Annotated in this window: 17 protein-coding genes; 4 read left to right on the top strand and 13 right to left on the bottom strand. The window is 36.5% G+C overall.

What is annotated here, in order from left to right:
- Entirely contained in the window at window positions 1-3,564 is a 3,564-nt protein-coding gene (locus BQ8014_RS08395) for a glycoside hydrolase family 2 TIM barrel-domain containing protein (protein WP_080903982.1), read from the bottom strand.
- A gap of 719 nt (window positions 3,565-4,283) precedes the next feature.
- Between BQ8014_RS08395 and BQ8014_RS08400 the strand changes: the two genes are divergently transcribed.
- Window positions 4,284-6,461, top strand: coding sequence for a TonB-dependent receptor (locus BQ8014_RS08400; RefSeq protein WP_080903983.1), 2,178 nt, complete (start codon window positions 4,284-4,286; stop codon window positions 6,459-6,461).
- A gap of 111 nt (window positions 6,462-6,572) precedes the next feature.
- On the opposite strand, the gene BQ8014_RS08405 is transcribed toward BQ8014_RS08400, so the two are convergent.
- The 5 genes from BQ8014_RS08405 to BQ8014_RS08430 all read right to left on the bottom strand — a co-directional run bounded on the left by BQ8014_RS08405 (window position 6,573) and on the right by BQ8014_RS08430 (window position 12,032).
- A complete protein-coding gene (locus BQ8014_RS08405) occupies window positions 6,573-7,052 on the bottom strand; it encodes a glutathione peroxidase (protein WP_200814458.1) in 480 nt (159 codons plus the stop codon).
- 204 nt (window positions 7,053-7,256) lie between these two features.
- Window positions 7,257-8,144 carry an alpha/beta hydrolase gene (locus BQ8014_RS08410; protein WP_080903984.1) on the bottom strand — a complete coding sequence of 296 codons (888 nt, stop codon included), beginning with the start codon at window positions 8,142-8,144 and terminating at the stop codon, window positions 7,257-7,259.
- Between the two features lie 13 nt (window positions 8,145-8,157).
- Complete coding sequence (locus BQ8014_RS08415; RefSeq protein WP_080903985.1) at window positions 8,158-9,525, bottom strand: aldehyde dehydrogenase; 1,368 nt, start codon at window positions 9,523-9,525, stop codon at window positions 8,158-8,160.
- A gap of 733 nt (window positions 9,526-10,258) precedes the next feature.
- Window positions 10,259-11,224 carry a quinone oxidoreductase family protein gene (locus BQ8014_RS08425; RefSeq protein WP_080903986.1) on the bottom strand — a complete coding sequence of 322 codons (966 nt, stop codon included), beginning with the start codon at window positions 11,222-11,224 and terminating at the stop codon, window positions 10,259-10,261.
- A 61-nt stretch (window positions 11,225-11,285) separates the two neighbouring features.
- Complete coding sequence (locus tag BQ8014_RS08430) at window positions 11,286-12,032, bottom strand: glucose 1-dehydrogenase (protein ID WP_080903987.1); 747 nt, start codon at window positions 12,030-12,032, stop codon at window positions 11,286-11,288.
- Window positions 12,033-12,125: 93 nt separating this feature from the next.
- On the opposite strand from BQ8014_RS08430, the gene BQ8014_RS08435 reads away from it, so the two are divergent.
- Window positions 12,126-12,461, top strand: a complete 336-nt coding sequence (locus BQ8014_RS08435; RefSeq protein ID WP_080905893.1) for a winged helix-turn-helix transcriptional regulator — start codon at window positions 12,126-12,128, stop codon at window positions 12,459-12,461.
- A gap of 47 nt (window positions 12,462-12,508) precedes the next feature.
- On the opposite strand, the gene BQ8014_RS19375 is transcribed toward BQ8014_RS08435, so the two are convergent.
- The 7 genes from BQ8014_RS19375 to BQ8014_RS08465 form a co-directional block, all read right to left on the bottom strand.
- Window positions 12,509-12,646 (bottom strand): hypothetical protein, encoded by a 138-nt coding sequence (locus tag BQ8014_RS19375; protein WP_160150060.1) that lies wholly within the window; start codon window positions 12,644-12,646, stop codon window positions 12,509-12,511.
- Between the two features lie 97 nt (window positions 12,647-12,743).
- Window positions 12,744-15,353: a TonB-dependent receptor gene (locus BQ8014_RS08440; RefSeq protein ID WP_080903988.1), complete on the bottom strand. Its 2,610-nt coding sequence runs from the start codon at window positions 15,351-15,353 to the stop codon at window positions 12,744-12,746.
- Window positions 15,354-15,460: 107 nt separating this feature from the next.
- Complete coding sequence (locus BQ8014_RS08445; protein ID WP_080903989.1) at window positions 15,461-16,048, bottom strand: porin family protein; 588 nt, start codon at window positions 16,046-16,048, stop codon at window positions 15,461-15,463.
- Window positions 16,049-16,050: 2 nt separating this feature from the next.
- A complete protein-coding gene (locus BQ8014_RS08450; RefSeq protein WP_080903990.1) occupies window positions 16,051-17,028 on the bottom strand; it encodes a FecR family protein in 978 nt (325 codons plus the stop codon).
- Window position 17,029: 1 nt separating this feature from the next.
- Entirely contained in the window at window positions 17,030-17,968 is a 939-nt protein-coding gene (locus BQ8014_RS08455; RefSeq protein WP_139785104.1) for a hypothetical protein, read from the bottom strand.
- 93 nt (window positions 17,969-18,061) lie between these two features.
- Window positions 18,062-18,613 carry an RNA polymerase sigma-70 factor gene (locus tag BQ8014_RS08460; RefSeq protein ID WP_080903992.1) on the bottom strand — a complete coding sequence of 184 codons (552 nt, stop codon included), beginning with the start codon at window positions 18,611-18,613 and terminating at the stop codon, window positions 18,062-18,064.
- A 595-nt stretch (window positions 18,614-19,208) separates the two neighbouring features.
- Complete coding sequence (locus BQ8014_RS08465; RefSeq protein WP_080903993.1) at window positions 19,209-19,565, bottom strand: winged helix-turn-helix transcriptional regulator; 357 nt, start codon at window positions 19,563-19,565, stop codon at window positions 19,209-19,211.
- Window positions 19,566-19,705: 140 nt separating this feature from the next.
- Between BQ8014_RS08465 and BQ8014_RS08470 the strand changes: the two genes are divergently transcribed.
- Window positions 19,706-21,967 carry an ATP-binding cassette domain-containing protein gene (locus BQ8014_RS08470; RefSeq protein ID WP_080903994.1) on the top strand — a complete coding sequence of 754 codons (2,262 nt, stop codon included), beginning with the start codon at window positions 19,706-19,708 and terminating at the stop codon, window positions 21,965-21,967.
- Window positions 21,968-21,982: 15 nt separating this feature from the next.
- Window positions 21,983-22,828: an RteC domain-containing protein gene (locus BQ8014_RS08475; protein ID WP_234998016.1), complete on the top strand. Its 846-nt coding sequence runs from the start codon at window positions 21,983-21,985 to the stop codon at window positions 22,826-22,828.
- Window positions 22,829-23,025 lie beyond the last annotated feature (197 nt).

The raw sequence follows: 23,025 nt of genomic DNA on the forward strand, positions 1-23,025 counted from the left end.
TTATTTTAGCGGCTGGATCCTGAATGAGTAATGTTGCGGCGTATTTACCGGAATCATATACTTATCCAAAGGAATAGGCCCACACGAGGCATTTCCTAATCCTTGTTGTTTACAATCTAAGTTGACGTAGATTTCCGGTTTGCGAATACTTTTCAAGGCAAAATCATTCAGCGCATTCCAGATGTCCTCATCAGAGTAATGCATGGCACTGAATCCTAATCTGTCTTTGGCCGTTATTTTCAGCCCTTGTCCATTGTTGTTCACAAACGATACCCAACGTACATCTTCGCGATTGCCCATGCTTTGCGAACGCATATAATGTTCTTCTTCGCCCATAGCCGTAGCGGTGGTAGCATATAGTCCGACATAAGCCGATTGCATACGGTCGATATAGTTTTCCAATGGTCCGTATCCGTAATAATTAATTTGTTCAAAATCTTGTGGTAACACAAGTTGCAGGCCTAAACGTCTGATGATATCTGCCTTATTGGGTTTCACAAAACTTGCATCCACATCGATTGTACCATCCGCATAAACTGTATATTTCAGCGTATAGTCTAAAACGACCGGCGTTGGAGACTGTATGGAGGCTTTCATATCTATCAAAACGGTTACATATTTTCTCGTAACATCTTCTTTATAACTGCCCACCTGTACATCGTAAGCCGTCGCATAAGAATTCTGATCCGCATACCGGTCGTTATTTATATTGCGATACCAGTTTAAGGACAGGCCTTTTCCGTTTTGAACCAACTCCTTACCATTGTACTGCAATGAGACTATCACTGCATTTTTCATATCGAATACGGTTTTAAAATCGGTTCCGCTTATCGTTAAATTATCTCCCTGCGATTGGGTTGATAACTGTCCTAAAGATGATAAATCTACGGCGGGAACCAGTGGACGACTGTTTAATGCAAATTGCTCACTTGCCACAACATGACCTGCTGGCAATGCGTTGGTAGCCTCTTTTTTCTCGAAGCGGATATTCAGGAAATATTCATTGTCTCCTTCCACTTTTGTTTTATATGGAATAATTATCGTTTCCTTTTCGTTTGGAGCCAAATCCAAATCTGTTATCTTTCCAGACTCAATCACTTCGCCATTTTTTAATACAGACCAGATAAGGTTGAACTCGTTTAAGTTCGTAAAATCATACTTATTGGTAATCTCCACTTTGCCACTATTGAGTGCCAATGTTCGGAATTTGATATACTGATATACCTTCTTCAATTCAATCAGTTTTGCAGTGACCCGTCTGTCGGGGGTCGTAAGCCCGTCACATGAAAAATCGCCATCGGTGGGAGACTCTCCGAACTGACCGCCATAATAGTAGTGATCTTCGGGTTCGCCTACTTTGTTCAAGGCCTGATCTACCCAGTCCCAAACACAAGCACCGATCATGCGCTGCGATTTGTTTTCGATATAATCCCAATATTCGGCGATATTTCCGGGAGCATTACCCATAGAATGGACATATTCGCACAAGAAATAAGGCTTGTCTGATTCCCGTTGGTCAAAATCACTCATTGACCGCAAAGACGGATACATGTGCGAGTCTATATCAGGCACCCCGTTATATCCTTCGTAATGCGTTGGGCGCGAAGGATCTATTTTCTTTACTAATGCTTGCATGGCAACAAAGTTCGAACCTGCTCCGCTCTCATTGCCAAACGACCAGAAGATGACAGCCGGATGGTTTTTGTCTCGCTGAATAGTACGTGTCATTCTATCCAAATAGGCAGGTTGCCAGGACTCTCTGTCGCTCAAGCTATGATTTCCATGGCACTCCAGATCATTTTCATCCATTATATACAACCCATAATAATCATACATGGCATACATTCTCGAATCATTAGGATAGTGGCTCGTACGTACGGTATTGATATTATGCTGTTTCATCATTAATATATCCTGCATCATAGATTCTACGGGTACCGATTTTCCGTATTTTGGATGCATATCATGACGGTTTACTCCTTTAAAGAAGACCTGTTCATTGTTGATATATACCCTTTTATTCTTGATCTCTATTTTTCTGAATCCGAATTTGGATGCCATGGCCTCCGTTACATTCCCGTTTTCATCTTTCAGCGAAACAATCACACTGTATAAGTTAGGTTTCTCTGCTGACCATAGCAACGGTTTTGCAACCGACGTTTTCATAAGGTATGATTGCTCTGTATTTCCTTTTAACGGATCTACATTTTGCGTCAGTGTATTGATTAATTTACCTGAAGGGTCAATCAACTGAACTTCAACTGTCGAATTCTTAGCTTGTTTTGTGCCATAGTTCTTTATACTTGCATCTATAGAGAATGTTGCCGCATTAAAATTATCGCCATCGAATTCCGATTTCAGAAAATAATCACGGATATGCATTTTGGGTGTGGCATATACATAAATGTCGCGATGGATACCGCTCAGACGAAACATATCCTGGTCTTCTATATAACTGGCATCCGTCCATTTGTAAACCTCTACAGCCACCATATTTTCTCCGGGCTTCACGTATTTGGTGATATTAAATTCAGCATCCAGATTAGCGCCTTCGCTGTAACCCACTTTCAGTCCGTTTACCCATACATAAAAACCACTGTAAACACCGTTGAAATGAAGGAATATCTCTTTCCCGTCCCAATCGGCAGGTATACTAAAATTGCGTCTGTATGAACCTACAGGGTTCGGTTCTTTTTCATTTGTATATCCTTTTTGCGGCAGGATCAAAGAGGGTTGATTCTTGAACGGATAAGTTATATTTGTATAGATAGGAGTGCCGTATCCCAACATTTCCAGCGTGGAAGGTACAGCTATTTCTTTCCATGACGATACATCATAGCTCTGTTTGTAAAAATCAACGGGTCGCTCTGATGGTTGCTTTACCCAATTGAACTTCCAGTTACCGCTTAACAACTGATAGTATGAAGAAGACGGCTGTAACCATGGTTTATCAAAATATTCGTCTTTTTTCAAACTTTCTATTGTAGGAAAAGGAATATAGGTGCTATGGCCAGGTTCTTTATTTACGCCAAAGATCTCTTCATTTTCCCATTCATGGTTTCCATGCATATTTTCCGCAGGCATCTTTTCTGAGGTAGCCTTCAATCTCCATGTTATCCCTTCGGTGGCTTTCAATAAAAGCGTGTTTCTTCGCGTATTTCCATCTTTTGCAGATATAAATAAATTATTTTTTTTCGATTTTATTTCAAAAAGGTTATTCTCTTTACTTACAAGATTCCATTGCTGATTCTCGTTCGTTTTACTATAGTCCCACACAGAAAGCGTATTATTCCTTTCGCCCGATGCTCCTATATCAAAACTCTTTCCTGAAAAAGGATTATAGATGACATAAGCATCTCCGTTTTTTACAAAACGCCAATATTGACCTTTTGCTTTTGATTCTTTTTCGAGATAAAGCGGCGAATGATTTGCCGGATCTAACTTATTATCAAGCACCAATCCCGTGGGACTTACTATTTTATACAATACCGTCTCTTTTATATCCTGCGCATAAGATAAGAGAAACATACACACGAAGACAAAACTGAAAGTCAATTTTTTCATACTATCTTTATTTTTCGATTTTAATTTCTTAGATATTCCATTGTGAGTAAAAATACATCATTCTCTCATTTCAGCTTCAAACTTATATATTTTATTCGAAGTATTGATCATCATCTCTTTTATTGTTAAAGGATCATCGTCGCTTTGCTTTTTCAACCATGTCACTTGATGACTTATACTTCCATCATACTTCAGCTCCAGATAAGATAACAAGCTATAATAAATAGACTCTTGATTGATTTTTAATATGAATTGATATATCTTTATGATATGAAATATTTATCTTTTATATTAGCTGTAACTGTATTACTATTATCAGTAATGCCTTGCTGTCTTGAGGATAAATGTCTGTCAATACATACAGAAACTCTGAATACGGGAGACGACACATGCAATACTTGTGATGATTGTCCTGATAACAGCTATAGTTGTTGTTCCCCATTTCTACATTGTAATACTTGCACAGGGTTTCCGGAAGCGCGTTTCTATAATCCAATAACAATAGTATTAAACTTAATATCTGATTGCAAATCAGATTATATATTTAAAGGAAACCTCCCTGATCTTATCTCTTCAATCTGGCAGCCGCCACAAGCATAAATGAACTTATCTTTTGCAGGTTATACTAAATATTACCTGCAATTTTTACGGTAATACATTCTTTGTAGTATCGTAACTTTCATGCTATTTCCAATTGACAATTTAAAATATTTATCATAATGAAAATGAAATTTATACTGATGCTATTTTTAGCCGTCGGTTTTTCCAATATTTTTGCACAAAACATACTTATAGTAAAACTAATAGATTATGAGACAAAAGAACCTCTAATCGGTGCAAGCATTGTACTTCAAAACACGACAAACGGTACGTCTTCCGATATAGAAGGATGGGCGATACTCTCTAATATTCCGGACGGTAAACAGAAATTTGAAATTACTTATATAGGATATGAGAAGATCATAAAGGAGTTGGTATTCCCGTTGGCTTCGGACGGACCTATTGTTATCGGGATCGAACCTGATGAGGAGATATTACAGGAAGTAGTTGTCTCTTCGACAAGGGGGACACGTACGTTTAAAGATATCCCTACCCGGATTGAGTTTATAAATGCCGAAGAATTAGGTGAAAAAGGTGTCATGAAACCCGGTGATATTCGTATGCTTCTGAATGAAAGTACGGGTATTATGACACAACAAACATCTGCGATATCAGGTAATTCGTCAATCCGTATTCAGGGTTTGGATGGCAGATATACTCAAATATTAAAAGACGGTTTCCCTGTATTTTCAGGTGCTGCCAGCGGATTAGGTTTGTTACAGACACCTCCCCTTGACTTAGAGCAAGTCGAAATAATAAAAGGTTCTTCTTCTACTTTATATGGTGGCGGCGCAATTGCGGGATTGGTAAACCTTATATCGAAAACACCTGAGACGGAAAGGGATTTTTCGATACACTTGAATGGGACAACAGGCAAAGGGCTTGATGTAAACAGCTTTTTCGGTCAAAAATTCAATAAAGCAGGTACTACTATATTTGCATCATATAATCGAAATTGGGCTTATGACCCGTCTGATGTAGGTCTTACCGCAATACCAAAATTTGACCGGTTTGTTCTGAATCCTAAATTATTCTTATATCTGTCTGAAAATACAAATTTTAATTTCGGTATGAACTCCATGTTAGAAAACCGTCTGGGCGGTGATATGAAGTATGTAGAGGATAAAGGGGACGAAGGACATTCATATTTTGAAAGAAATAAAACACAGAGACACTCAAGCCAACTTACATTTGAACATCGCTTTGATAAACAAAACAGATTGGATGTAAAGAACAGCATAACTTATTTCAGCCGTAAAATAGAGATTCCCTATTTCAAATTTGATGGAGAACAACTCTCGTCTTTTTCGGAAATATCTTATATACATACAAAAGAGAAGATGGAATGGGTAGCAGGTGCGAATGTTTGGACGGATAAGTTTACCGAAAAAAGGTTGACTGATTTTCCTTTGCGTGATTATAATATGAGCACTTTGGGCTTGTTTGTACAAAACAACACAAAAATAACAGATTGGATGAATCTTGAGAGCGGCTTGCGGACTGACTATATTACAGATTATGGATTTGCAATATTACCCCGTCTATCGTCTCGCTTCAAGATAACTGAAAATTTTTCATCGCGTATAGGTGGCGGATTCGGATATAAAGCACCCTCTATTTTCTCGGAAGATAGCGAACGCATACAATTTCAAAATGTTTTGCCAATTGATGATGACAAGAACAAGTTGGAAAAAAGTTATGGGGCAAATGTGGATTTTACTTACAAGACAAGTTTGTTTAATGATCAGGTCTTCTTGAGCATAAACCAGTTATTCTTTTATACTTACCTGAGAAATCCGCTTGAGTTACAAGCGACGGATGATAACCGTTGGCAGTTTAATAACATAGACGGTCATGTAGATAGTAAAGGCGCAGAAACCAATATGAAAATAAATTATAAAGATTTCGGCTTATTTTTCGGATATACCTACACGGACGCAAAGGTTAAGGAAGATGGCAGGAGCTACCGGAAAGTCCTAACCCCTAAACATAAAATTAATTCTGTCTTAATGTATGAGGTGGAAGATAAATGGAAAATCGGATTGGAAGCTTATTATACGGGAAAACAAAAATTGAATGACGGCAAAACAGGTCAGGACTACCTTATTTGCGGATTAATGATGCAACGGATTTGGGAAAAATTCTCAATATATGCTAACTTTGAAAACTTTACAGATAGACGGCAAACAAGGTTCGATACTATTTATACGGGGTCGATGACTAAACCTGAATTTCGGGATATTTACGCACCATTGGATGGTTTTGTTATGAATGCAGGTATCATAATTAAATTATAAGTTTGCAAACCTTTTTGTTGCTTTGGAAGACGTGATAGCCAATGTCTGTTTGCGGTCTATATCGAAAATCTTCGACAGGTCGATGATCGTGGGTTTTTTTGCCAGCATTTGTTATTCCGCTATAAGTTTCTGAATAGCTCCTTCAATTTTCGACGGATTCGTTATCGAAGCATAACGACGGACAATATGACCTTTTTTGTCAATCAGAAATTTGGTAAAATTCCACTTAATGGCATCTCCCAAGAACCCTTTTCCGTTTTCTTTCAGGTATTTATATAAAGGATGGGCATGATTTCCATTTACATCAATTTTGGCAAAAGTTGTAAATGTGGTTTTGTATTTCATTTCGCAAAAACCGGCAATTTCTTCATTTGTCCCGGGAGCCTGTTTCCCAAACTGATTACAAGGAAAATCCAATATCTCAAAGCCTTTATCCTGATATTTAATATATAAATCCTGTAAATCTTTATATTGTGGGGTAAAGCCGCATGCCGTTGCCGTATTCACAATAAGTAATACTTTCCCTTTATAGTTTGATAAAGGGATGTCATTGCCTTTGCTGTCTTTTACGGTAAAATCATATACATTCATCATCATATGTTTTTATTATATACAACAATCTCAACCGGTTTTTAGATTACTCAACCCCTAAATCCATCAATAATAAGGGGACATAGATATAAATACGATTCCAGCATTTTCGATTCTGTTATGTGCTCCATTTGCTATCTTATATTTATTTACTATTATCAGATTAAACCTTCACATGATTGTTTTATCAATTTCGAGATTATATCAAATCCGATTAATCAATCTTACAATCTCATCAATCGCCCTTCTAGATTCCGGAAAGCCAAGTATCATCCACACATGCGGCATTCCCTCGTATTCATAATAGTTGATGTCTACACCTTCGGATTGGCACATGGATTTGAATTTTCGGGCATCGCAAACAAAAATATCGTGAGTACCTGTAAATATACTGATTTTGCCTAATCCTTTCAACGGACCATTAATCGGACTAACAAGATAATTCTGCATATCTAAATCTCCTGCATACGCTTTACCAGCCATCTGCAAACCTTTTATACCAAGGAAGGCGTCTTTGGGGTCAATTGTTTTCATTTCCGGATTGGATGTACTGATATCCAACCAAGGTGACAACAAGATGGTTTGTATTGGTGGTTCAATATCTTCATTTTTCATTTTTTGTGATAAAGCTAGCGAGAAACCTCCTCCGGCAGAGTCACCCATCACTATAAGATTCTTTGCTCCGTGTCTTGCAAGCAATTTTTTATAAAGAGGTTCAACAACTTCGAATGCATCTTTGTATGTATACTTCGGGGCTAAAGGGTAATCAGGGAAAACCACGGTGCAACCAGAGTGTTTTATCAATCTGTAAACAAACTGCCAATGCTGAAGTGCTGCTGCGTGGATATACCCACCACCATGAAGGAAAAGCACGACCGTCTCTGCCGCATTCTGCAAAGGCGACAAGGTATATACATTCCATCTGTTGATTTGTCCCGTTTTAATGTTTACCTTTTGAAATAACCATTTGGGTGGTTCGGGGCGATAGCTTTTGGTATCAATTTTCCCCGAGCGCATCTCTTTTTCCCAACTGCCTTTCATATTGACCAGTCGAAGCAGGATCTGGAATATTTTACTTTGGATACTTGCCATAATAATTTACAATTTAACTTAACAACTTTTTAATCCACTTTAGTTTAAATGGCGTATGCGGATAATATTTCAGGTTAAACTCAATCCACGTCGGTTTGTCCAAAATGCTTTTATAATGTGTAAATGCCTTAAATCCGGTATCGCCATGATACGAACCTATACCACTTTCCCCTGCTCCACCAAACGGAAGGTGAGGGTTTGTAATGTGCATCACACTATCATTCACGGCTCCGCCACCAAAAGAAACCTCTTTCAAAACCCTGTTTTTGATCGTTTTATCTTCGGTATACACGTAACAGGATAGCGGGCGTGGCCTTTCTTTCACCCAACCGATGGCATGGGAAAGATTATCGTATTCGATGACAGGCAATATCGGTCCGAAGATCTCTTCCTGCATCACTTTGTCGTTAAAATCCACATTGGTCATTATCGTAGGTTCGATGTAACGGTTTTCCCTGTCTATTTTTCCACCGTAATACACTTTTGCCGGATCGATCAGCCCTGCAATACGTTCCAGATTCCTGTCATTTATGATCTGTACATAGGTTCCGGCTTCAAAACTAAATTCATTGGCCTTGATCTCCGCAAGCAATGTATCCAAAAATTGCTGTTTCACCGAACGGTGCACCAGGATATAATCGGGAGCAATACAGGTCTGTCCCGAATTGAGGAATTTTGCCCACACCAATCGTTTGACCGCCATTTTCATATTGCATTTTTCAGTAATGAAAGCCGGACTTTTGCCACCCAATTCCAGTGTAACCGGAGTAAGATGTTTTGCGGCAGCCTGATAAACAATACGCCCGACGGGAACACTTCCCGTAAAAAAGATTTTATCAAATTTCTGTTCCAGTAATTCTTTTGTTTCGGGAATACCTCCCTCTATGACTGCAATATATTGAGAGGCAAAATTTTCGTTGATAATCTTTGCCATAATGCGACTGGTATTGGCGGGTAGTTCGCTTGGTTTGAGCACCACCGTACATCCTGCTGCAATTGCGGGGATCATAGGAGCAAACGACAGTTGATAAGGATAGTTCCACGCACCAATAATCAAAGATACGCCCATCGGTTCGGGAATAATGTAACTCTTTGCAGGAAAGTTAACAAGATTGGTAGATACCCGTTTGACTTTTGTCCAACATTTTATTTTACTAATCGCCTCATCGATATCGCTGTATAAAAGAGATAGCTCATTGACATAGGTATCAAATTCGGATTTTTTGAAATCCAAGGCGATACCTTCTATCATTTCCTGCTCGTGTGCTTTCAATACATTTTTCAACTTTTTGAGCTGCCGCACCCTGAAATCGATAGGCTTTGTAGCTTCACTCAAAAAATATGCTCTCTGGTTGGTTACTATATTTTCAATATTTTCCATTTTTCCAATATTTTTAATGACCTCTAAATGATTGACAGCACTAATACATTAAACACCATTATCATAACTTATGTTCAGAAAATCTACCCAAACGGATTTTTCTCTGTTTTTATCCGCTTCTCTCTGCAGGAAGTAGGAGAATCTGTTGCTGCTACATGCAGAAAAGCAGAAAAAGTTTGATCTTGGTTATCCAATAACTTTTCTCGGTCTTTGATATAGGAACAAAGATTTATAAATCAACATCATTCCACATTATCAATAAGAGGGTGATAATGTTCAAAAAGTCGTTTTTTATTATATTTGTGTTAGTCGGAAGGTAATTGTTTGACTACAAAATTAATAGAAGACTCTCGTATGAAAACGGGCAGTAGATAAGTAAGAATTAAGTGCTTAGATGGTCGATGTCTATCCGTTGGCGAAATTCTTCTGCCATATCCCTGAAGTGTACAAGTAGGGTTTTCTATACGGTAGCGATTCCCTGAAAAGCATTTTTTACCTCAATGGCATTAACCGTTCCTGTTCGGTGTAAGATTTCTTTGTAATGGGAATGTATCAGGAGATTAATTTTATTAATCTCCCTATTGAGTTCGACAGCAACATGGCTTTTGCCGATTGCCCTTGGTGCAAGGTGCAAGTTTATCTATATAGAGATACTTGCACCTTGCATCAAAAGTTATTGTTCGGTCGTTGTTTGTTGTGTGACTTTATTCATGAACAACGGATGTTCTCAATATCACGGGATTAGCAAAAGCTTTCCGATGGTGGCACGGCTTTCCATATCGGCATGAGCCTGACTGGCCTCCGCCAAGGGATATATGCCCCCGATTCGGATCTTCAACTTACCTTCGATAACCCAATCAAAAAGCTGCTTAGTGTGCAAGCGTAGCAATTCTGGCGTATGGACGTGATCCATGAAAGCGGCATAGCCAATTTTGACACTTTTCGGCAGAGTGCTGATATCGAACACTCCGGGGCCACCGAGTACAGGACTGAACCAGCAGAAAGTGCCTGATCGACGGAGAGACGAAAGCGAAGCTTGAAACGTCGCTGGGCCGGAGCCATCGTAAACAACGTGTACGCCTTCGCCGGCCGTCAACCGGAGAACTTCATCAGCGAAGTTACCGCCAGAATCAACAATGACATGGTCTGCACCTGCTTCTTTTGCAATCGACACTTTGCTTTCGTTTGAAACGCGTCCAATCACGGTTCCACCCCTAAGCTTAACGATTTGTGTTATCAGCATTCCTAATCCACCAGCAGCGGCGTGAACAAGTGCAATATCATCCACTTGAATAGGATAAAAGTCCGTTGTGAAATGACTTGCCGTTAGTCCTTGCATCATAATAGATGCTGCTGTCCGGTCGTCTATTTCATCTGGAATGGGCACGAGTGCTGACGTTGGAATTGCAATTAGCTCAGCATAGCTCCCGGGGACATAGACCCATGCTACACGCTGCCCAATCTGGAAATCATCGACACCTTTGCCAATGGCTACTATACTTCCAGCCCCCTCAACACCGATGATTTTGGGATCAGGTTCAGTCCAGAACATACCACGCCGGACGCCCGTATCCATGAAATTCACTCCAGCAGCGGTTACTTTGACAAGTACTTCACCGATACCTGGTATGGGATCCTTTCTCTCGACCAATTCTAATACTTCAGGTTCTCCTGGTTTGTGCATTACAATAGCTTTCATTTTATCTATTCCTTTCTTTAAGTGATTATTTTTGATTTTTCGGTTTATCTAATTCCATTTTTTAAAGGGTCATTCCTCCGTCTATAATGATTTCTGCGCCCGTGATATAATTCGCACTTTCCTCACATAAATATCTTACAAGTTTTGCAACGTCTTCTGGTTCACCCATTTTCTTCAACGGAATTGCTTCATTAACCAAATGGTCTTTAATACTTTTAACAGTAGCTTCGTTAAAACCAGATTTGGCTATGATGTCTGTTTTAATCGGCCCCGGACTGACTAAGTTCACTCTTATTCTTCTCGGTGCTAATTCTGCGGCTGCTGTTTTTGCTATTGAATTTAATGCGGCTTTGCTTGCTTGGTAGATTGAAGAATTAGGACTGTGCATGATGGCTGTATTGGATGACAACATAACAACTGAAGCTCCATCATTTAAAAGTGGAATTAATTTACTCAGCGTGAAATATGCACCTCTAACATTGATATTCATTACATTGTCATAATTCTCCGCAGTTTGATTTTCAATCAGTTCCAATGTTCCCATAATACCAGCATTGATAAATAATATATCAACTTTACCAAATTGATTTTCAACTTCGTTACGAAGCAAATCAGTATGTTGCAAGTTTGCTTGATCAGCGACAAATGCAATTGCGCCGATTTCCTGTGCCGCTTTTTCAATGGCCTCTTTTCGTCTGCCGGTAATAATTACTTTAGCACCTTGTGAAATAAACTCTTTCGCCGTTGCATAGCCTATCCCACTGTTTCCTCCTGTTATAAGAGCGATTTTATTCTTAAGTTGTTCCATAATATAAATTTTTAAAAAGTTTATGCAAAGGTATGGCTTAAAAGGTATACATTTGTAACCAGTATAATTTAGTATACCAATTAAATATTGTATATGATTAGAAATCAATCAGAAGAATACAGAGCATTGCAAGATACATTGTATGTAATAGGTGGAAAATGGAGAATTCCTATCATCAATTCTATTTGTAATGGAAATAAACGTTTTAAGGAGATTGAACGTAGCATACCGGGTATCACAAGGAGAATGTTATCAAAAGAACTGAAAGATATGGAATTAAATAATCTTGTCAGAAGAACCGTACATCCGGGGCCTCCCGTAATGGTGGAATATGAATCAACAGACTATTGTAAGTCTTTTGGAAACATCATAAAAGAAATGATAAAATGGGGGCGTGAACATCGAAAAATGATAACAGAGAAAAAGTAATTGTAAAGACATGAACTCAATACGAATCAGACTCAACGATCGAAAAATTAATAATCGATTTCGGGTTGATTTAATACTTTTACCTCTTTCAGAAAGTTACCATAGGCGTCTTCCATTTCTTTGTTCGTTACTGTTGAGTTATCAATCAATAGATTGAATAGCTCTGTTTGAATAAAATCATTCATAAATATTTATTTTTTTGTGAATAAAATGGATTCTATTATGAGAAATCCTTATATACTGAATGATTTTAGTGGTGGCTACTTATTTTGTAGGGATATTTTAGAAATAGATTTTCCAACTGATACTTGGTACAATGGGGGCTAATCTCTTTTTTTCTACTGAATTTGTCTCTAAATTATATACATATCCAGTTTGTTTGAATCCATTCGCATTCAGTATCATAAAGGAAAATTCATGGGATATTTTCTTTTTATTAACATGATAACGAAGTGTTAAATCGGTCGTGAATGAATTTGGTAGTCTTAGACTAAATGCTTTAGTGTCTATTTGTTCAACTCCCTGGCTGTTTTGTGATTCTGTTTCGTCGATTGGAGTATAACGATTTCCGCCCTGATAAGTTAGACGGATATTGGCACTAAAGGTTTTATGATTGCTCTTCCCGAAAGTCCACTCTTTACCGACTAAGCCAGTGATAACAAAACGTTGATCCATACGAGTATTCCGCCAAATATTATCTCCTCCTTTGTATTCAGACTTGAAAAGAGAGCCTGTAAGTAGAGCATACCACCCTTGATTGAGATAACGTTCCATCGTAAGATCAACTCCATAGTTTCGCCCTTTTCCATCATTGACCAATTTTTTATCTAATCCATAGGCGTTATAATTCAAGATGGAGAAAGAAGTATTTGGCTCAACAGGAACATTATAAAGGTCTTGATAGTAAGGCTCTATTTTAAGAAATAGATTATCTGATAACCGTTTACTATAACTTAATGAAAAATGATGAGCTTTACTAAAGTCTACATTTTTGTTCACATATTGATTATTCAGCTTCACATAGTAATAGTCGAGTCGTTCTCTTGTGGCATTCAGTCCATAGGCTAAAGCGATAGATTGATTTTGGGGTAACTTCCACTTTATACTGGCTCTTGGCTCTAAAGTCCAATTCTTGTTTAGGCTGAAATATTGGCTCGCCAAGCCAATACTGGCATCAACATTTGGGGTTAGCTTGAATACTGAATTTGAAAAAGCAGAGAAGACATAGACACTGCCGTCTCCCTTCGCTATCTGTCGCATAGGTTCGTATATACCGGCCTTATCACTCAAGTTGAAATCTAAATCATAGGACAATCGTGTTAAAGAAAAACCTGTCCTATTTGTATGTCTTTCACTAAATGTCTTATTTATATATGAATTTAGAATCACATCTGTATAGCTATTCTTCATATCAGCCATGCGATGAAATTCTAATTTATCATCTATCTGATCTACCAGTGCGTGTACCTTCGAATAGGTAACAGCTAAAGAAGATTTTAAGTAACTATTGTTATTCAGATATATTTTATGCCCGATGCCAGACATCCCTTTGGTAAACCGATTATCGGATCTCTGCTTGTCGGATGTATATTCCCATTTTGTTGAGTCAGACTCTTCTTTTTGTAATATCTTGTCATGCAGCCCTAAGCCCCAAATGGAGAAAGTTCCTGCCTTTTTGGTCGGAAAATTGAGTTTAAATGCCAAATCTTGATAGTCTAAACCTTCTTCTGTTCCATTAATAGCGTCAGAGATTCCAGAAAAAGAATATCTATAGTTAAACAAATACGAACTTCTGTTCTTCTCACTAATAGGGCCTTCTGATGCTAAATCCAGTCCCCACAATCCAACCTGAAAGGAATGTTCATGGCTATCCCTATTACCTGTTCGCATTTGTATATCAAAAACTCCAGCCAAAGCATTGGTGTATTCAGCAGGAAAAGCACCATTGTAAAAATCGGAATTGCCTAATACATTGCTGCTAAGTCCTGATAGTAAACCTCCCCCTAAACCTGTCATGTCAGCATAATGTGTAGGATTAGGTATCTCAACACCTTCCATCCTCCATTGTGTAAACTGAGGGCTATTTCCTCTGATAGTTAAGGCATTGGTATTTACACCGCTTGTTACACCTGCAAAAGAGGAAACCAAACGGGCAGGATCGTCAAAACCTCCTGCAAATCGGCTTGCTTCTTCAACTGTAAGTGTACGCCCGCCAGCCAAAGCCATTGGATTGATTGTACCCTCTTTATCTACATGGGGAAATACAACCACTTCGTCTAACATATGCATATTGGCATTGAGTGAAATCTTCAATACAACTTCTTTGGCAGATGTGACAAGCACTTCCCTGACCACTTTCGAGTCGAATCCTAAATTACTTGCTTGGATGTTATACCTGCTGACAGGTACATTTCTTATAGTGAAATAACCTAAACTATCACAAATAGAGCCAAATTCTGGATGCCCTAATATTTCAACTGATGCATACGGTATGCTTTGCTCTGTAAATTCGTCAATTACTATTCCTTTTACAGTTTGAGTAATAGGCTTGCGTTCCTCCTTTTTATCTTCTTTTTTCTTCTTTGAGACAATGATGTGATAACCTCTTATTTTATATGTCAAATCCGTTCCTTTTAATATTTGGCTGATAACCTTGTCTATTTTTTCGCCTTTAAAAGATAGAAAAAGCCTTTTGTCCAGATCTGTCCCTAATTGTTCGTAAGCAATACTATATTCGGTTTGCTTCTCTATTTCTAAAAAAGCTTCTTTGATTGAGATACTCTTGTTCTCTATTGAAATAGTATTGTCTTTAGTCTGAGCAAATGCAATGGATACAATAAAGCAAGAAATTATCAAAAGAAGAGTCCTACTCAGTGCGTTTATGCGATTCATTATATTACATTTGTATTGTTAATACTTCGTTTTCTTAATTTTTAAAATGAGTGTTGATATTTCGGAGTCGGGAAGAGGGTCTCAAGCTGCTTCCCGACTCTCTTATATTAAAAATTAAAAGCAATACCTGTCATATAGATATACTCCCAACGTCTGGTTGCCAGATTGTACACGTATTGCATACCAGTCTTTATTTTCAAATTCTTTGTTATGCTATATGATAGATTTGCAGCAATCTCGGATTGATATAATTGACCACCCAAAATTGTTGGATTCTTATAACGATCTGCTATGTAATATCCCGAAAGCTCTACCGATAGTCGGTTTGTAAGTTGATAATTTATTCTCAAATCAACGTTTTTTATGTCTTTAGCTGAGAATGTTAAAGGATAATTAGATTTAAATCGATTGTTTTCTAATAAAATATTTTTTGTCGGTTTCCATATATCATGTTGTTGAAGAAAGTTAGTATATGATAATGGTTTGAGTTTTGGAAAATCAACCAATTGCTTTTCTATATGTATAGGAGACGGCGTTAGTAGCCTATCGTTAAGTCCATAGCTTTTCAACTGCATAGCAGGAGTTTCAGCCGATGGTAAAACCATATTATCAAGCCAATAATTAATATTCTTGTGTTCTTGAGCAACTAACGAGATAGGTAAGGCGAATAATATTATACCAATCAAATGTTTCATTACTACAGCTTTTCAATTAATACTATTTGATTTCCGTCAATTTGATAATTAAAACCAACTACATCATGCAGGATGTCTAATATTTCTTCTAGATTTTCGTTTTTCAGAAACTTGACTGTATATTGTTTTGTTATAGGAATTTCGGTATTGTTTGTTATAGAAATATTGAAGCGTCTTTCCAGTGTTTGTAATATTTCACTCAAAGACGAATTGTTAAATATTAGCTGACCTGTAAGCCAAACATTGGTTTCTTTAGGAGAAATTTCTTTTATGTTGGTAGTGGCAGTTACTTTATTGTAAGTTAACTGCTCATTTGGTTTTAATATCTGAGATTGTTTTTCTAATATTATTTCAACCTTACCACTTGTCAATGTTGTTATTATTCGCTCTTCATTTGAATAGGCTTTGACATTAAATTTAGTTCCGAGTACATTCACTGATAAATTTTCTGTTTTTACGATAAAAGGTTTTGATTCATCTCTCCGCACCGAAAAATAAGCTTCTCCGCTTAATTGTACAAGACGTTGGTTTTCACTGAATTCTTTAGGATATTTGACTATCGAACCCGAATTAATCCATATCTCGGAACTGTCGGGTAAAAATAAATGTTTTTCTTCTCCATAAGCAACCTTAATTTCTATTATATCACTTTGAGTAGATTGATAATAGAAATAACCTCCTGCAATAATAAGTAAGGGTATAAGAACGGCAGCTACACGGCTTAGTCTCTTATATAAAGGAACTTTAATTGTTTGTTTTTGTGTATATCCGATTCTTTGATTAACTCTATCCAAAGCAGAATATATTTCGGAATTAGAACTTTCCTCCAAGCTATCCCAATATTCTAAAGATGCAGATTCTTTTTCTTCTCTGTTTTCATCTTTTATAAGCCATTGCTGAACCTTTTCTTCTGTTTTAGAAGAAAAACGTGCAGAAAGATATCTTTTAATAATATCTGATATGCGATTATTTTTTTTCATCTTAATAATCTCTAATAATAGTATATATCCCCGTGGGAGTAGTTTCTATCCATTTTCCTTCTACTATTTTCAAATCACCTGTCCGCTTATTTTTCATTGTTAGTTTATAAGACACTTGTCGATTACGCCATTCCAATTCAACATGAAACTTACTTTCACCCTCCGGTATCAAAAGTTTCTCTTTAACAGTACCGTACTCTTCATCCCAATTTTTTGATATTTTCCCATAAATCTTTTTCTCGTTCGAAAGATATATTTTATCGTCGACGATAGATGATGGTACATTTACTTCTATAAGATCCTCTTTAAACCACACAAAAGCATAATAATTATCACTTACAAAGTAAGATGTGTTCATAATATTTATACCTCCAAAAGGAGAAATTTCAATTTCCATCGGTTTAGATATACTATGGGTATAGGTGTTACTTTCTGTTACATAGAAAGTATCTCCATCGTTCTCAGCTAAAAAATATTCTAAACCTTCAAAAGTATAACCCTCACATATTTTTTGAACAACTGTTATTTCGTTTATTTGACCTTCATTTTCTATAATTATGGCGAAACTGAATTCTTCTTCCGTTGCATTTTCATATAATTCTATTTGGAGGGAATTAGGGGTATTACGAGTAATATTAAATCCTTTATCAAGCCATGAAGCATCTATTTTTCCCAGTTCGTTAAGTTCCAATAGTGAATTTTCTTTTATCAGTTTCCCATCTTGGTCAAATATATTTCCGAATATTTTTTGACCTCCGTTTTTGTTTACAACGCTCGTTAGCCTCCAGTCGTTAGTCTCGAATGTGATCAATTTTGTACCGCCTTCTCCCTCCATTATTACTATTGTTTGTGACGGAACAAAGTCTGTCTCTTCATTATTACACGAATACCACGCAAATGCTAATATGGTAATCATACAAAAAGACTTTAATGTATTCATAAGCGAATTTTTCATTATTATGCTTTCCTTTACTATATATACAATAAAGTGCTAGAAAGCTCAATAGGAAAAATGAAGTTTTTGGGAGAAATTCTAAATCAGAGTAAAAAAGAAGGTAGAAATAACCTTTCTAATTTCTTTCAGAGCAAAGCTTAATTGGCTTTCTACGTTATGCTTAGTAGTATTTAATTGATCTGCAATCTCTGTATTGTTTAATCCTTTATTTCTACTCAATATATAGATTTGTTTGCGTTGTGGTGGCATTTTATTTACAACGTCATCTATTAACAGACCTAATTCCTTTGCAATCAAATCTTCTTCGGATGTTGAAGTATATCCGGAGATCGAAACATCTGTAATATATTCAGAATGTATATATTTATGTTTTAGAAAATTGATAGCGGCATTTCGTGCTATGGTATGTAAATATGAATTAAATGATTTAGATAAATCAATACTTTCTCTATTTATCCAAAGATTAACAAATATCTCTTCAGTCAATTCTTCGGCATCAACCTCAGACTTTATATATCCGAAAATAAATATTCTAATTTTATTGTAATAGGCAATAAAAACAGATTCAAAAGCCTTGTGATTTCCATTTTGCAGCGCATTTAATATTTTTATGTCAATATGATTGCCCATTCAATATTCGATAAACTAATTCTTTTTATTTTAAACAAAAGAAATAATAATTTGTTGGATATAACACACATTTTTTGAAAAGTTAAGAGTAAAAAAAGGATTCTATGTTGGATTAAGATAAAATATGATTTACCATTGGCACTGAATTATTTGAAACAATGGTGTTACCTATTTTGTCCGGAACGGAATCGGTAACGATTTAGGCACAAAACTGTGTCCTTTGGGGGCTTTTTTCTGACTTTTATCCCGGACAAAAAGGTAATAAAAAAACCTACAAGTTGTTGACTTGTAGGTTTTTGTCCGTTTGTTGTCTGTTTTTGTCCAGACCTTTCAGCGGAGAGAGAGGTCGGTGAACCTTCCCATCCATATAACTTTAAGTCAACACTTTATATTTTCCAAACTTATTGTCGGTAACGAATTAGGCACAAGTTTCAGAGTCCTATTTGTCCACCTTTGACCTATGCTTTTCTGCATATATCTTGGGTTCAAAGATACAAGCTTTTTCTGAATTGGCAAAACATCTATCCCATAATGTTTTGACTTAGTGCAAGGTGCAAGTATCTATATATAGATATGCTTGCACCTTGCACTAAAACTATTTATCAATCTCTGTCCTCTTTAAAAAGTCAGCTTTGTACTTATCTCCCCACTGCCATAAATTATCAATGATTAGAATCAGTTCTTTACCAGATTCTGTCAGTGAGTATTCCACTTTTAATGGCAACACAGGATAAACCTTCTTTTGTAGGATACCCATTTTTTCCAATTCGCCCAATTGTTTTGTCAATACACGTTTTGGTGCGACACTTATACTCCGATGTAAATCACAAGGTCTTATAACCCCTTTGTCAATTTCAGATATTAGCCATGCATTCCAGCTTGTCGATAAAATATCAATTGCAATCCTCACTGAACAATCGGAATAGTCCATTGGGTTTTTCTTTACATACATATATCCATCTTTTGTTTATTCGTCTGCAAAGATAGTCATTTATTAATCAAATAGGGCTAAATTTATCACCGGGTGAAAGATTTATCGCTTATTGCTCAAGTAATTAGCATATTCTATTTTTGCAAAAAATATTTTTAAATATGAGCAAAAATGATATTATAGTTAAAGGAGCAAGAGAGAATAATTTAAAAAACATCTCAGTTAAAATACCCAAAAAGAAGATAACGGTATTTACTGGAGTATCGGGTTCTGGTAAGACTTCATTAGTATTTGATACAATAGCAGCTGAATCACAAAGGCTTTTGAATGAGACTTATGATAGTTTTATTCGTCATCGATTGCAACAATATGGCAAACCAGATGTGGACAGCTTGCAGAACTTAGCAGTTGCAATTATCGTGAACCAAAAAAGAATAGAAGGAAGCGCTCGTTCAACAGTAGGTACTATAACGGACATTTATTCTCTTTTAAGGTTGCTCTTTTCCAGAATTGGAAAACCTTTCATTGGTCATTCCTCTGTTTTTTCGTTTAACAATCCGCAAGGAATGTGTTCTTGCTGCGAAGGACTTGGCAAAACAAGTATTGTTGATTTAAATGAATTGATAGATAAAGAGCGTTCATTAAATGAAGGTGCGATAAAATTTCCTACGTTTGAAGTTGGTGGATGGCGTTGGACTCGGTATGTCTATTCAGGACTGTTTGACAATAATAAGAAGATAAAGGATTATACGGAAAATGAGTGGTATAATCTTGTTTATGCAAACGATTTGAAGTTAACTAATCCTGACCCGAGATTTCCTAAAACTGGAATATATGAAGGGATTTTACCACGTTTTGAACGCAGTTTCTTCAAGAAAGAATCAAAGGAAATTACAGGCAAGAGTGCATCAAGATATAAGGAAGTCGTAAAACAAGGCCTCTGTCCCGAATGTAATGGAACTCGTTTGAATCCTCGGGTATTAAGCTGCAAGATTGAAGGAAGGAGTATTGCCGACTGTTGCAATATGCAAATTGACGATTTACTGGAATTCATTAAAACCTTAAAAGACGACTCTATCACTCCATTATTGGATTCAATCATTAAAAATCTTGAAAACTTATTGTCCATTGGGTTGGGATATTTGACTTTAGGCAGGGAAACATCTTCATTGTCTGGCGGAGAATCACAACGAATAAAACTTGTCCGGCATTTGGGTAGCAGTCTGACAGACCTTACATACATTTTCGATGAACCAAGTATTGGGTTACATCCAAATGATGTACAACGATTAAATAAATTATTAATCGAATTGAAGGATAAAGGTAATACCGTATTGATCATAGAACATGATCCCGATGTAATAGCTATAGCTGACCATATCGTCGATATGGGAATTGGTTCTGGTAAAAAAGGTGGTAATATCGTTTATGAAGGTAACCTTGACGGCTTGAAAAAAGCAGACACGCCAACTGGTATTTATCTTAATTGCAATAATTTGCTTAAAAGCAACTACAGAAAATCATCAGACTATCTTATCATACAAAATAGCACACTCCACAATCTGAAAGGTATATCAGTTCAGATTCCCAAAGAAGTACTGACAGTGATTACAGGCGTAGCCGGTTCTGGAAAAAGCTCAATTGTAAAGTCGTTAATCAATCAGTATAAAGATATAGTTGTAATAGATCAAAGTGCTTTGCGAGGCAGCAAAAGGTCTAATATTGCAACATATACAGGGATATTGGATCTAATACGGGGATTATTTGCAAAACAAAACGGCGTCAAACAATCATTGTTTAGTAATAATTCAGATGGCGCTTGTCCCGAATGTAAAGGATTGGGTACAATATCAACTGATATCGCCTTTTTAGATGCAGTGGAAGTACGTTGCGAGCATTGCAACGGAAGTGGTTTTAAACCGGAAGTCTTGAAATATCGGTTATATGGTAAAAGTATCACAGACATAATGACAATGACGATTAGCGAGGCGAATACATTTTTCAATGAACATGAAATAACTGGACCACTCAATCGACTTTGCGAAGTAGGTTTGGATTATTTGACATTGGGACAATCATTAAATACATTTTCAGGTGGCGAACGCCAACGCCTTAAACTGGCAACAGAACTGAATAATAAAGGAAATGTATATGTCTTTGATGAACCTACCACAGGGCTTCATGGCTCAGACATATCTAAACTTATAAAGCTATTCAACAAGTTGGTTAATAATAAAAATACGGTTATTATTATTGAACACAATATGGATGTTATCAGTCAAGCCGATTGGATAATAGATATGGGGCCAGGTGCTGGAAAAGATGGTGGAAATATAATATTCGAAGGGATTCCACAAAAGATTATTGCAGACAAAGTATCTTTAACAGGCAAGTATTTGGCTATGTATTTGGATCACAGATAAAATTCGAATATAATCATGATGAATAAGATATACCAGATTTCAGAAGAACTAACTTCTATTGTTCGAGAAAAAGAGTTAGAAATGTCTGATATTATAAGGGATGTCCCTCCTACTATATTGTTATTGGAAAACGGCTTTATTGATCTTAAGAATATTGTATCAAGTTTTACATTTCCATCGAAACGCGATGAAATAATGTTCTTTAAAGAGATAAAACCTCAATTGTTTAGTAAGTTGATTTTTTTTCGTAAAATATATCAGTTGGAGTTAAACCGTCCCATCTCAAATTACAAAACAATCCGGGTATATTTAGAGAGAGAACATGAACGAATCAATCTGTTTTATAACAGAAATACAGAATTTATACAATATTACCGTTCCGGTAAAGCAAATTTTGACGAATATTATTTTGTAAGAGGAAGGAAAGATATGGAATTAAATCTTGAGAGTTTTTATTTTGAGCGAGATCCAAGATTTTCCACACATTTCGATTTCAAAGTAGCGAGATTGCTGGCAAATGATATGTTAGCTGCACACTTAAATTATCAATTATCCAAATTGAAATATCAGGAAGAGAATGACTTTTCAACAGATATTGAAATTCCTTTTGCCCAATGGACGGATAAAAAAACGGCTCTCACTGAAATCATATACGGCATTTATGAAGAAAAGAGCATTAATTCCGGAAACATCGAAATAAAAGCTTTGGCAACTATTTTTGGCAGAATATTCAATGTCGATTTAAATGATATTTATCATATATACTTAGAAATCAGAAGTCGAAAAACTAACAGGACAGAATTTCTAAACCGACTGATTAAGACTCTGAACAAGAGAATGGATGAAGCTGACAGTAAATAAATCAATTTTATGTATTATATTTGCATGCGTAAAATAAAGATTTTAAGGAGTATATTAGATACTTCATAAATATATAACATAACGTTCGCTGAACGTCTCGACACGGAAACTGGTAATTTTCAACTTAAGAACGAGATGGAATGTGCAATGTTCATGCTATACGAAAGTATGGCGTGGACTTGCCTGTTTCGTTCTTA

This window comes from Parabacteroides sp. Marseille-P3160, assembly GCF_900162725.1.
Taxonomy (GTDB): Bacteria; Bacteroidota; Bacteroidia; order Bacteroidales; family Tannerellaceae; genus Marseille-P3160.

What these genes read in the sequence shown, in the direction of transcription:
- BQ8014_RS08395 (WP_080903982.1), bottom strand. Translation starts at nt 3,564, where the DNA reads ATGAAAAAATTGACTTTCAGTTTTGTCTTCGTGTGTATGTTTCTCTTA.
- BQ8014_RS08400 (WP_080903983.1), top strand. Translation starts at nt 4,284, where the DNA reads ATGAAAATGAAATTTATACTGATGCTATTTTTAGCCGTCGGTTTTTCC.
- BQ8014_RS08405 (WP_200814458.1), bottom strand. Translation starts at nt 7,052, where the DNA reads ATGAATGTATATGATTTTACCGTAAAAGACAGCAAAGGCAATGACATC.
- BQ8014_RS08410 (WP_080903984.1), bottom strand. Translation starts at nt 8,144, where the DNA reads ATGGCAAGTATCCAAAGTAAAATATTCCAGATCCTGCTTCGACTGGTC.
- BQ8014_RS08415 (WP_080903985.1), bottom strand. Translation starts at nt 9,525, where the DNA reads ATGGAAAATATTGAAAATATAGTAACCAACCAGAGAGCATATTTTTTG.
- BQ8014_RS08425 (WP_080903986.1), bottom strand. Translation starts at nt 11,224, where the DNA reads ATGAAAGCTATTGTAATGCACAAACCAGGAGAACCTGAAGTATTAGAA.
- BQ8014_RS08430 (WP_080903987.1), bottom strand. Translation starts at nt 12,032, where the DNA reads ATGGAACAACTTAAGAATAAAATCGCTCTTATAACAGGAGGAAACAGT.
- BQ8014_RS08435 (WP_080905893.1), top strand. Translation starts at nt 12,126, where the DNA reads ATGATTAGAAATCAATCAGAAGAATACAGAGCATTGCAAGATACATTG.
- BQ8014_RS19375 (WP_160150060.1), bottom strand. Translation starts at nt 12,646, where the DNA reads ATGAATGATTTTATTCAAACAGAGCTATTCAATCTATTGATTGATAAC.
- BQ8014_RS08440 (WP_080903988.1), bottom strand. Translation starts at nt 15,353, where the DNA reads ATGAATCGCATAAACGCACTGAGTAGGACTCTTCTTTTGATAATTTCT.
- BQ8014_RS08445 (WP_080903989.1), bottom strand. Translation starts at nt 16,048, where the DNA reads ATGAAACATTTGATTGGTATAATATTATTCGCCTTACCTATCTCGTTA.
- BQ8014_RS08450 (WP_080903990.1), bottom strand. Translation starts at nt 17,028, where the DNA reads ATGAAAAAAAATAATCGCATATCAGATATTATTAAAAGATATCTTTCT.
- BQ8014_RS08455 (WP_139785104.1), bottom strand. Translation starts at nt 17,968, where the DNA reads ATGAATACATTAAAGTCTTTTTGTATGATTACCATATTAGCATTTGCG.
- BQ8014_RS08460 (WP_080903992.1), bottom strand. Translation starts at nt 18,613, where the DNA reads ATGGGCAATCATATTGACATAAAAATATTAAATGCGCTGCAAAATGGA.
- BQ8014_RS08465 (WP_080903993.1), bottom strand. Translation starts at nt 19,565, where the DNA reads ATGTATGTAAAGAAAAACCCAATGGACTATTCCGATTGTTCAGTGAGG.
- BQ8014_RS08470 (WP_080903994.1), top strand. Translation starts at nt 19,706, where the DNA reads ATGAGCAAAAATGATATTATAGTTAAAGGAGCAAGAGAGAATAATTTA.
- BQ8014_RS08475 (WP_234998016.1), top strand. Translation starts at nt 21,983, where the DNA reads ATGATGAATAAGATATACCAGATTTCAGAAGAACTAACTTCTATTGTT.